Annotated in this window: 5 protein-coding genes; 2 read left to right on the forward strand and 3 right to left on the reverse strand. The window is 53.3% G+C overall.

Annotated features, from left to right (window positions below):
• The first annotated feature begins 348 nt into the window (after positions 1-348).
• The gene (gene sov / locus FRY97_RS18190; RefSeq protein ID WP_170254736.1) at positions 349-7,734 is read left to right on the forward strand and encodes a T9SS outer membrane translocon Sov/SprA; all 7,386 of its coding nucleotides are present in this window, start codon (positions 349-351) and stop codon (positions 7,732-7,734) included.
• Between the two features lie 319 nt (positions 7,735-8,053).
• On the opposite strand, the gene FRY97_RS18195 is transcribed toward sov, so the two are convergent.
• Positions 8,054-9,160, reverse strand: coding sequence for an alkaline phosphatase (locus FRY97_RS18195; protein ID WP_246141816.1), 1,107 nt, complete (start codon positions 9,158-9,160; stop codon positions 8,054-8,056).
• A gap of 324 nt (positions 9,161-9,484) precedes the next feature.
• Positions 9,485-10,585 (reverse strand): DNA-processing protein DprA, encoded by a 1,101-nt coding sequence (gene dprA, locus FRY97_RS18200; protein WP_147168997.1) that lies wholly within the window; start codon positions 10,583-10,585, stop codon positions 9,485-9,487.
• A 246-nt stretch (positions 10,586-10,831) separates the two neighbouring features.
• Between dprA and FRY97_RS18205 the strand changes: the two genes are divergently transcribed.
• The gene (locus tag FRY97_RS18205) at positions 10,832-11,359 is read left to right on the forward strand and encodes an SH3 domain-containing protein (protein ID WP_147168998.1); all 528 of its coding nucleotides are present in this window, start codon (positions 10,832-10,834) and stop codon (positions 11,357-11,359) included.
• A gap of 261 nt (positions 11,360-11,620) precedes the next feature.
• On the opposite strand, the gene FRY97_RS18210 is transcribed toward FRY97_RS18205, so the two are convergent.
• Complete coding sequence (locus FRY97_RS18210) at positions 11,621-12,352, reverse strand: glucosaminidase domain-containing protein (RefSeq protein ID WP_147168999.1); 732 nt, start codon at positions 12,350-12,352, stop codon at positions 11,621-11,623.
• Between the last annotated feature and the right edge of the window lie 132 nt (positions 12,353-12,484).

Here is a 12,484-nt window from a genome sequence, read left to right on the forward strand (position 1 = left end):
TAGCAGCAGCACCTTTGTTTGGTGGCTGCCGCCGAAATGCTTTTCTTTGCGGCGCCTTTCCCGGGTGCATTCCTGCAGGCAGGTGTTAAAATCCGGTTAAAGGGCAAAGGAGCGCGAACCGCTGCGTTAAGACTCAGGAAAGCCAAAACCTGTGGGGGTGCCAGCAGCCTAGCGGCTGGCCAGCCGGCAGGGGCTAAAGCACAACAAACCTGCATTTGTCACTACAACGGGTGCTGAGCAGCGCCCTTCCGTTTTTTCCATCGCATTTTGACCCGTGCAATGAAGCGGATCAAACGGCTACAATGCCCTTGGATAGGCCTGGAACGGGCCGCCCAACTAGTTTTGAATATGAACCGACTACTTCTACTTTTTGCCCTGTCTGCTGCAACGGCACCTTTCGCTTTCGCTGAACCGGACAACCTGAGCGACCCTTACCGGAAAGCTATGGTTGTTGCCTTAGACACTTTCCCCGATTTGGACGAGCGGTTTGGGGACTTTATCACCAACCCCAACGCCAACCCTTTTGACCTGCAGGACCCCAACGCCATAGAGCAAAATGTGGAGTACGACCCTGCAACAGGCCAATATATCATTACCGAAAAAATTGGGGACGACTACTACCGCCCCCCTACTTTCCTCTCTTTCGATGAATACATGGAGCTGCGCCGCAAACAGGACGAACAGCGCTACTTCAGCGAGCTCTCCGGCGCTTCTTCCTCCGGCTTCGGTGGCGCTAATGACCCTATCGCAGAGATCGACGTCAAGGAGAACCTCCTCGAACGCCTCTTTGGCGGTACTCAGGTAGACATCCGCCCTCAGGGCAATATCGACCTCACCTTTGGGGTGCGCTCTAGCCGCACTGAGCGCCCTGACTTGCCCGAACGGCAGCGGAACCTTACCAATTTTGACTTCGACATGGACATCAATATGAACGTCGTCGGCAAGATTGGGGAAAAATTGAACCTGACTACCACCTATAATACCAATGCCAATTTTAATTTCGATAACCAGATCAAGCTCGACTACAATTCCGACAACTTTGCCGGGGGCGAAGATGCTATCCTGCAAAAAATTGAAGCGGGCAACGTGAGCCTGCCGCTGCGCGGCAACCTTATCCAAGGCGGGCAGAGCTTGTTCGGGCTAAAAACAGAACTGAAATTTGGCCACCTCCGCCTGACGGCCATCGCCTCCCAGCAACGGTCTCAGCGGGAGAATATCCAGATCGAGGGCGGAAGCCAGGTACAGGAGTTTGAAGTACGTGCAGATGAATATGACGAAAACCGCCATTTCCTGCTTACCCATTACAACCGGGACAACTTCAACCGGTCCCTGCGCAACCTGCCTCAGGTCAACAGCCTCTTCAAAATCAAGAAGCTGGAAGTCTGGATCACCAACGACCGGAATGAGGTGACGGATGTCCGAGATATTGTAGCCCTGGCCGACCTGGCCGAGCCCACTTTGCTCGTCAGCCCTGATAAAGTCACGCCCAACCCCAATTGGAACCGCCTTGACCTCATCGACCGGAAGCCCCTGCCCGATAACGCAGCCAACGACCTTTACAGCCGTATCATCAGCCAAGGGGAAAACATCCGCAATATCGACCGTGCGGTGGCGACTTTGAGAAACGAATTTGACCTGCAGCAAAACCGCGACTTCGAGAAGGTGAGCGCTCGTAAGCTGCAGCCTTCTGAGTATACTTTCCACCCCGAGCTTGGCTTCATTTCGGTCAACATCAATGTACAGCCCGATCAGGTGCTCGGTGTGGCTTTTGAGTACGAGTACAATGGCAATATCTACCGCGTGGGGGAGATGTCCATCAACAACAGCACCGTAGGCACAGATACCACCAACCTGACCCCGAAGGTGCTCTTCGTGAAGATGCTCAAAAGCATGACACAGCGCACGGATGTGCCAACCTGGGACCTGATGATGAAAAACGTCTATTCTATTGGCGCTTTTCAGGTCAATCAACAGGACTTCCGGCTCGACATCTTCTACGATGACCCAGGGGCTGGGCAGAAGCGTTTTATCCCAGAAACGGAGATCGCTGGCATCCCCCTTTTGCGGGTGTTCAACCTCGACAACCTCAATACCCAAGGCGACCCGCAGCCCGATGGTATTTTCGACTTTGTGCCGGGGGTGACCATCAACCCGCGCAACGGCCGTATTATGTTCCCGGTCTTAGAGCCCTTTGGCTCCGACCTTTCACAGGAGATCAACGATGAAGAGCTCCGGCGGAAATACGTCTACGATTCGCTTTACGAAACCACCAAGTTCCTGGCACAGGAATCGGCAGAACAGAACCGTTTTATCATCCGGGGGGAGTACAAGTCCAGCGTTTCTTCAGAAATCTCGCTTGGTGCGTTCAACATCCCGCAAGGCTCGGTGAGTGTCCGTGCCGGTGGGCAGGAGCTAAAAGAGGGCATCGACTATGAAGTGGACTATGCCATCGGCAAAGTCCGCATCCTCAACGACGCCATACTGCAGTCTGGGGTGCCGGTCAATATCTCTTTTGAGGACAATACCTTGTTCGGTTTTCAACAGAAAACCATGGTCGGGCTCAGGGCCGACTATCAGGTAGACGAGAACTTCAATATCGGAGCTACTTTCCTCAAGCTTTTCGAGCGGCCCTTTACCCAAAAGGTGAATGTAGGCGATGACCCCATCAACAATAACATCTATGGCCTGGATATGAACCTAAGCCGTCAGGCTCCATGGCTGACCCGCGCGGTGGATGCCCTGCCAGGGATTTCTACTAAGGAGCCTTCAAGCATTACCGTGGCGGCTGAAGTAGCTGCCATTCAGCCTGGGCACGCCCGTGCCATCAACCAGAATAGCCGGGACAAAGGCGGTGTCGTTTATATAGATGACTTTGAGGGGAGCGGTAGCAGCTTCGACCTCCGGGCACAGGCCAACCGCTGGCGCTTGGCGAGTGTACCCGGCAACGATGCACAGAACAACAACCCCCGTTTCCCGGAAGGGGAGCTGATCAATGACCTGCGCTACGGCGCCAACAGGGCAATGCTCAATTGGTACCGCATTGACCAAGTTGCACGGAATGGGGCTGATAACGACAATATTTTCACCAGCCAGGTGATGCAGACTGAAGTTTTCCCCAACCTTCAACTGCAGCCCAATCAGCTGCCCAATATCCAGACTTTCGACCTGCGCTACTACCCCAATGAGCGGGGGCCTTACAACTTTGATGTGCCCGATGGGTACCCAGGCTTTTCCCGAGGGGTCAACCTTTCCAACGGGCAAGTAGAGCTGAATGACCCCAGTACCCGTTGGGCAGGCATTATGCGCGATCTGACTACCAATGATTTCCAGTCTGCCAATATCGAATTCTTGGAATTTTGGATGCTTAGCCCTTTCCTGGACGAGTCTGGAGATGGCGCAGCCCAAGATGCAGCCGGGCGGGAGGGCGATCTTTACATCAACTTGGGCAATGTCTCTGAGGATGTCCTCCGTGACTCCCGCCTGTTCTTTGAGAATGGCTTGCCTGGCCCGGCCAACCCCAACCGGCGGACCAACGAAACGGCTTGGTCTAGGGTGCCGGTCTCCCAGCAGATTACCCGTGCTTTTGACAACGACGAGGAAACACGAGCCTTACAAGACGTTGGCCTTGATGGCTTGTCAGACGAGGATGAGCGCGATAAGTATGCCGATTACCTCGCCGCACTTTCTGCAGTGAATGCTGTGGTAGCCTCTCAGGTGGCTGTCGACCCCGCTCAAGACAATTTCCGCTACTATAACGACGGGAACTGGAGCAATGAAGAAGGGGTGTACGACCGTTACCGCCAATTCAACAACCCGGATGGCAACTCCCGCTCGGCTTCTCAGAATACGGGCAACCAAAACCTCCGGCAGACCGGCACGAACGTCCCAGATTCTGAGGACCTTAACCAAGACAATACCCTGAACGAATCAGAGGCTTACTTTGAGTATAAAATCCCTTTGCGCCGTAGCCAGGAGCGCCCCGGCGAAATTGATACGGATCAAACCCCGTTCATTACCGATCAGCGTGTTGCAGATAATGGCCGGATCTGGTACCGCTTCCGTATTCCGCTCGACGGCCCGCAGAAGCGCTCCGTAGGGGGGATCCGGGACTTCCGCAGCATCCAATTTATGCGGATGTACCTGCAAGAGTTTGAAGCACCGGTAACCTTGCGTTTTGCCCGCCTCGAACTGGTGCGCAACCAATGGCGCCGCTATCGTCCGGACCTTTCCGAAATTGGCGGCCCGGCTATCGCCAACTGCAATGATGACGAAACGGCTTTCACCGTTGACAACGTCAACATCGAAGAAAACAATGGCCGCCTTCCGTTCAACTATGTCCTGCCCGATGGAATCCAGCGGGAGCGCGCCGTGGGGGTGTTCACCAATCTGCAGAACGAGCAGTCGCTCACCATGGATATCGAAGACCTTTGCAATGGTGCGGAGCGCGCTATCTTCAAAGTGATCAATATGGACATGCGGGTATATGAGCGCTTCAAAATGTTCATCCACGCAGAAGAGACCAATGGGGCCACCATCCCAGATGGGGCAACCTCCATATTTGTCCGTTTGGGCAGTGATTTTCAGGGCAACTACTACGAGTATGAGATCCCGCTAACGATGTCACAAGTGGAAGACCTGATGGGCAGCCCGAATAGCCCGGAGTACAAACGTGCCGTTTGGCGCCCTGATAATGAGTTCGATTTTGGCCTGCAGGAGCTGGTGGACCTCAAAAAAGAGCGCAATGCCCAAGGCGTTAGCTTAGCTGATGAGTACAGCATCGAAAAACAGGTAGGAGAAAAAATCCACAAACTGAAAATCAGGGGCAACCCTAGTGTCGGACAGGTCAAAGTTTTGATGGTAGGAGTGCGAAACCCCTATGACTTCAATACCGATGACGAGCTCTACGATCTAGAGGTCTGGCTGAACGAGCTGCGCCTGACCGGGCTGGATGAGCGTGGCGGAGCAGCAGCTACCGCAAGGGTAGATGCTCAGCTGGCGGATTTTGGTTCGGTGACCATGGCGGGCAATTTTAGCAGTATCGGTTTTGGTGCACTGGACCAGAAGGTGCAGGAGCGGGCCAGAGAGCGGATAACAGGCTACGATTTCGCAGTCAATTTCAACTTGGATAAGTTCCTGCCCGAACGTTGGGGGCTCCGCTTGCCGCTTTATGCACAGCTGTCCAATACCACCACTACCCCTGAATTTGACCCCTATGACCTGGATATCACCCTGGATGATAAGCTGCGAGATATCGACAGCCCAGAAGTGCGGGATTCCGTCAGGTCTGCCGCACAGGAAGTGACGACTATCCGTAGTGTCAACCTGACCAATGTACGCAAGGAGCGTACCGACAACTCCAAAGCGCCTATGCCCTGGGATATTTCCAATTTCAGTGCGTCTTATTCTTATACAGAAACTGAATACCAAGACCCCATCATTGAGTTCAATGAAGAGGAGCAGCATACTGGGGCCATCGATTATTCCTACAGCCGCCGCGCCAATTACATTCAGCCGCTGAAGGCGATCAACGTAGATGCCCTGAAGCTGATTTCGGAGTTCAATTTCAACCCGCTGCCCAACTCCTTTACTTTTAGCTCGGTCATGAACCGGACCTTTGAAACGACGAGTTACCGCTTCACGGATGTAGCCCCGCAGTTCCGTACGTTTTACAACAAGCGCTTTACCTGGAACCGGGATTACGACTTACAGTGGGACTTGACGAAGTCGCTCAAGTTCAACTTCAATGCGACCAACAGTGCGGTCATCGATGAGCCCGACGAAACCGCCTTGGTAGAGCAGTTTGGGTTTGAGCGGGCCCGGCAGATCCGGAGGGACAGCATTTGGACCAACATTCAGCAGTTTGGCCGCCCGAAGAATTACCAGCACAACATCAGCGTAGGCTATGACCTGCCCATTAAGCACATTCCCTTGCTCAAGGGCTGGGTGACTGCCAAGGTGCAGTACCAGGGCAACTACAACTGGTCAGCTGCAGCCCTGAATGTTGACAGCCTCGGCAACGTTATCCAAAACAACCAAAACCGTACAGCAGACTTGGACTTTGACCTAGAGCGCCTGTACGACAAAATTGGCTATCTCCGTAAAATCAACCGGGGCAACCGTGGTGGTGCTTCCCGGGGGCGTGCGCCCAGCCCACGTGGCCGCGGCCGTGGCAATGCGGAAGAGGAAGGGCAGGATGAGGATAAAAAAGACAGGGACCCCTCCACCCTCGAGCGGGTGCTTGTCCGGCCGCTGCTTTCCGTAAGGAGGGTGCGCTTCAACTACAATGAACAATTCTCTACTACCGTGCCGGGCTATATGCCCCGTTCTGAAATTTTGGGGCTGAACAACTTCGAGTCCCCGGGATGGGATTTTGTAGCCGGCCTACAGCCAAATATCCGCAACCTAACGGAAGACCAGCGTTTCAACCCCAATGCAGACAACCTTTCCGGCGACTGGCTGCGGGAAAATGAACGGTGGATCACCGGCAGCTCTTTCTTGAATCAGGAAGTACAGCAGACCTACTCCGAACGCTTTGATGCTAAGGCTACTATAGAGCCTTTCCAAGACTTCCGCATAGACTTGGAGCTGAACCGTACGTTCCAAGAAAACTTCTCTGAGTCATTCAAGGATACCCTTCCGGGCGATGGGGTAAGGAATTTGGTGCATACGGTGCCCTACCGTACTGGCAGTATGCAGATTACCTACAACGCGTTGAGCACGCTGTTCAATGATAGCGATGACGATATAACAGCCTTGTTTAGCACTTTCGAAGCGAACCGGATCATCATTTCCCAACGCCTTGGAGAGGGGGTCCACCAAGATGAAAACCTGGGGCAGCAGGGGTATTCGGACGGTTATGGCAACACTCAGCAGGAGGTTATCCTTCCTGCCTTTATCGCGGCCTACAGGGGGGAAGACCCCAACAATACCCGGTTGAATATTTTTGACCAAATGCCCTCGATCAACTGGCGCTTGCAGTATAATGGGCTTTCGAGGGTCCCATTTTTCAGCAAAGTTTTCCAGAATTTCTCTCTTTCCCACGGCTACAATTCTACACTGAGCGTAAATAATTTCCGGACGAGCCTGCCCTATCTGGCTACCCGGTCTACATCTCCTATAGATACGGGCTCGTTCAATTTCTATCCAAGGCTGGAAATCGCGGACGTGGTCATCCAAGAATCTTTTGCTCCTCTCATTGGCTTGGATATGACGCTGACCAATGGCATCAGCTTCAATGTGGATTATAAAAAATCCAGGACGCTGGCTCTGAGCACCGTCAATTATCAGCTCAATGAAACTCAGTCTGAGGAGTTTACCGTTGGCTTTGGCTACCTGATCCGGAACGTGGATATCCCATTCCTTACAGGTAGCGGGAAACGGAAAAACAACCGAAGGGACGAGGAAGAAGCCGAAGAGGAGAACCAGTCGGGCAGGAATAATAACCGGCGAGGGGGCGGCGGTGGGCGTGGCCTGCAAGGGCAGGACCTTGACATCAACTTCGATATGTCGATCCGGGATGATGTTACTTTTGCGCACCGCTTAGACGAAGGCATCCGTGAACCAACGCGAGGCAACTACGCCCTGTCGCTTTCGCCTTCTGTGGAGTACGCCATTAGTCAGCGCTTGTCGCTGCGGCTGTTTTTTGACTACCGCCGCACAGTGCCTGCTACTTCTGCTGGTTTCCCACGGACCGACGCATCGGGCGGTGTGATTGTACGGTTCCAGTTGAATTAAGTGCCTTACAGGTTAAACCGGGCTACAGCTTCATGGTTGTAGCCCGGTTTTGTTTTGTGGCCAGTTGGGCGAAGGGCGGAATGACATGGCTGGGCTGTGGTATGCAAGCAGAAATTAGTGCCTTAAGCCATAAATCTCTGATACTTAAGTTGAAGTTACTTTCCGGCTAATCAAGGCGAAGGTTCGCGACTTTAGCCCGAGCTAAAGGAGCGGTTCTTTAACGAAGAGTAGGCGGAAAACAACGAAACTTGGGGTGTCAAGGATTTATGGCTTGAGGCACTAGGTAAAAAAGGAGCGCGATGGATTGGTCAAATCAGTACTATTGCCAGCCCAGCGCGCGCACCATACGGTGGAAGATATCCGTATTATCATACATCCCCCTGAAGTAGCCTGCCCCGGGGCCAAATGCAAATACCGGTATCATCGTAGCGGTATGATAATCCGTAGCGAAGGCTGCGATCAGCGAATCTTGCGTGGAGCCTGGCTGGATAGCGAGCCCTCCGGTTTCATGGTCTCCGGTTACAATGACCAGGGTCTCCTTGTTTTTTACAGCAAACTTCAGCACCTCTCTGACTGCAAGGTCGAAGTCGTTCAGTTCGGAAAGAAGGTAGTCAAAATCCTGTTTATGCCCCCCCCAATCGATCTGTGCCCCTTCAATCATCAGGAAGAACCCCTTGTCCGATGCCCGCTCGAGAAAACGGGTGGCCGTACGGCTGGCAAAAGGGAGGTAGTCCCGTCCTGCTGAAAATGCTGGCGGGTTTTCCATGGCAGTGAAGTAGCCGAACTTTTGGTTGAAATTGGGCTGCAGGGTAGCAAAAGGCTGTTCGTATACGCTGGAGATCAGGTACCCGGAGCGCTGCATGATTTCAATCAAATCGTTTTGGTCTTGTGAGCGTTGGTTGAAATACTTCATGCCACCGCCCACAAAAAAATCCACTCCGGACTGCGTCAGCTGCACCGCAATGTCTTCATACTGCCCACGTAGGGGGACGTGCGCAAAAAAAGCGGCGGGGGTCGCATGTACGATGGGGGCTGTAGTGACCAGCCCGGTCGCCAAGCCTCGTTGCTCTGCCATTTCGAGGATGGTGGGCACAGATTCCAAGCGCTCGTTGAGCCCGAGCGCGGAGTTGTTAGTTTTGGAGCCTGTGGCAAAAGCAGTTGCCCCTGCAGCAGAGTCGGTGACCAAGTTGTCAGCAGAATGTACTTGCTGAATGCCGGTCACGGGGAAGCGCTCTATGCTTAGTGGTTTCCCCTCGTGATACATGCTAGCTGTGATTTGAGCGATGCCCATGCCATCGCCAATCAGCAGGATAACATTTCTGGGCGCTGCTTCCCCTTCGCTGAGCGCAGGCAGGGTAGCAGGGGACGGGCAGCCCATAGCGGTCAGCGTAAGCAGGACAAGAAAATACCGTAGATAATATGCCATAGCCTAAGTTGTGTGTCTGGGCGCAAACCAGATTGTCATTTTTTTGGAGGGCCTGCCCCTGCCTGCGGACAGGTGCCGCTATGCTACGGGGCTCGCTGCCCGCTCGGCCCTGTCGGGCTTGCCACCCCTTCGCAGCGCTAGGCCGATGCCAGGCTGTCAGGCTATAAAGCCCGAAAAGCATAAATGCCTGCGATATTTTGGTTTACGCCCGGGTGTCTTTCCCGGGAGGGGGCTGTTTTGTAGAGCCAACTGCCCGGGAGGACATCAAAGATACTCTGCTGAGTTTATGGAACACAAATTTCCAGCGGCTTATTCCGTTGAGGCTTAGGCCAACAGCGTGTACCTTTTGCCCGGCAATGATTTTATCAGCCCTTTGAACTCGAGTTCTAGCAAATCTGCTGCCATTTTTTGTGGGCTGCGCTGTAGCTGGTGCACCAATTCGTCAATGCTTCTGTTCTCTTTTTCTTTGAGCAGTTGTACTACGGCATCTTCCTCTGGAGAAAGGTCAGGGAAGAGGGCCTGTTGAATACCATGGCCGGGCTTTTTTTCTTCCCATTGCATCACGTAGGCTAGGTCTCTAGCCTGTTCAATCAGGGAAGCACGGTGGCTTTTGATGAGCAGGTTGCACCCTTCTGTACTGCGTTCCTTGGGGCGCCCTGGCACGGCAAAAACATCTTTGTGGTAGTCATTGGCCATTTGAGCACTGATCATGGACCCACCCTTGCGCTGTGTTTCTACGACAATGAGCGCATCACACAGGCCAGCGATAATGCGGTTGCGCATAGGGAAGCGCTCGCGGTCGGGCGGTGTCGGGCTGGGGTATTCCGACAATACGCCTCCTGCCTCCATCATTTCCCTTGCAGTATGGATGTGCTGTGGCGGGTAGATATGCCTAAGCCCGTGGGCTACGACCCCGATTGTGGGTATGTTCATGGCCAGGGCCGTACGGTGGGCGGCAACGTCGATGCCATAAGCCAGCCCGCTGATGATGGTCACTCCATATGCCTGAAGGCCCTCCACAATCTCCTCACAGGCCCTGACCCCTTGGGGTGTGGGTTTTCGGGTGCCAACAATGGCAACACTGCGTTCTGGGTTGAGGCTGGCTTCCCCCTTGTAGTAAAGCATAGGGGGGGCATCGGGCAGGTGGCTGAGCCGTTTGGGGTAGCCCTTATCCAGATAAAACACTGGCTGTATGCCATTTTCCGTCATAAAGGCTATTTCTTGGTCAGCCAGGTCTAAAAGGTCCGGTTGCCGGATGTGGGAAACGATTTGTTCTCCTATACCAGGCACGGTAGCGAGCATTTTAGGGCTGGCCTCAAACACGGCACGGGCACTTCCGCAATAGCTCATCAGGTTGCGGGCTTTCACTGCACCAACTTTGGGGATGAGGGTGAGCGCAACGCGGAAGCGAAGATCATCTGACATGTGCGATATAGTCGAAAGGTGGAGTGGGGGCGTATACGAGTGGGAACCGGGCTGTACCCGTTAGTCATCATTGAGGGGCACTGCTTTTTGTGCAGTGGGCATTTTCCACCAAGTGGCTAAAAAAACGTGCATTAACCAATTCGCTTTTCAAAAATCATAAGGTTTCTGCACTTTTGCAAATATATGCCCGACAAAGTGTGCCACAAGCTTGGGGCAAGTGGCCAGAAAGATTAAAGCCTGAAAACGATGAGTGAAAAAAAGAGTGTACTGCCCAAAGTAGAAATCCTGATTATCGGGGTGTTTTTTATGGCTTTTGCAGCCTGGGCCATTTCCCGTTGCTCTGCTACAAGCAATGCTTATGAAGAAGAGGCCCGCCTATTGGATGCTGAACAAGCGAAAGCAGATTCTATCGCAGCAGCTGAAGCTGGCCTCATCCCCGAATATCAGCCCAAGGATACCCTGCTAGCCAGGGAGGCTGAAAGCCCGACAGCTCCTCCGGGCGAAGCTTATACTCCTTTATATGTCGTCACTCCCGCCCTAAACCTTAGGACTGGCCCCGGGCTGAAATACAAAGTGCTGGAGCGGCTTGCATTGCATGATGAAGTGGCCTTCCTCAATGAGGTGACCGATACAACACAGCTGATCGACCTGGGGGACATCATCGCCGAAGAGCCTTGGGTAAAAGTCCGCTCGGCCAATGGAAAAGAGGGCTGGGTTTTTGGCGCTTGTGTAGACTATTACAAACATACCTTGGAAGGAGTGGAGGTGGATTGAGGCTTTCAGAGCCTCATCAGGCTTGCCGTGGGACAGGTGGCTCCGGGCCTATGCTTTCGCCTTTAGAAGACATACCTATAGGATTATTTTGGCTTCTTGTTTTTGGCCTAGCGCCCGGGGCTAAGCTCTGCCCATAGCCTGAAGGGCTACTCTGCAAGCCAAAGGCCTAGCGCCACCGGCGTTTGGCCCTTGCCGTTTGGCAAAGCACCCAAGCCGGCAGCAGGCCCCTTTCTGGTATTTCTCAAACAGGTGCATGAACCATCATTCAAGCCCGTAACGGTCAATAACTGCTAAGAGCTGCCGGGCCAGTTCTGGCTCGGCAGAAAAGCCTTTTTGCTCAAGCGCTTCTGCCCAGCCCTTAATATCAGAAGAAGGGATCTGCTGCAAGGGGCTGTAGGTACCTGTTGTAATGAAAAAGCTGTGGTCGCGGAAGCTAGTCCATGCATTATGGTACTGCCTTAGGCAACGGCCATCGTAGTTTTTTTGTTCTCCCTGCCAATCCGGAGTGCAGGGGATCAGGAAGTGGTTGTTGCGCCCTTCTTTCGCCCAAAGCGCTTCGCCTGCTTGGCTGTGCAGCAGGGCATTAGCTAGGATGATAGCAGCAGGGATGCCGAATTTCTCCTGTTCTTGTTTGGCCACCTTGCCAAACCGCTCGATGTACTGTTCAACCGTCGCCTTGTTGAGATCGGCTAAGCGCCCAAAAGCGGTAGGCTGAGCGCGGCCGCCCCCTGCACCGCTGAAGTCGAAACGGTCTGTTGCAGAAAGGGAGGAGGAAAAGCCTGGCCCTTGATCGGGACCTTCGGTATAGCGCTCCACTTTCACCTGTTTTTCCGGCACAGCGGGGGCTTCTTGCCTTGGGGTCGCCGGGGTATTCAGGTTTAAGTTAAAGCTTAGGTCTTTTCTCAGTGCAATGAATGCGAGGATTGAGATGATGCCTATTTTTAGGGCATTGCGCCGGAGGAAGGGCTGAATGTGTAATCGTAGAATTTCCATGCGACAACATTTTGTTTCAATTACTTTCGTACACAACAAATATAAATCAAAAAGTTTTTAAATGGAATAAATGAAACAAATAGTTGTTAAAAAAAAAGCGCGCTTCCCTGTCAAGAGAAGCGCGCATTTACT

This window comes from Phaeodactylibacter luteus (genome assembly GCF_007993045.1).
GTDB classification, from domain to species: Bacteria; Bacteroidota; Bacteroidia; order Chitinophagales; family Saprospiraceae; genus Phaeodactylibacter; species Phaeodactylibacter luteus.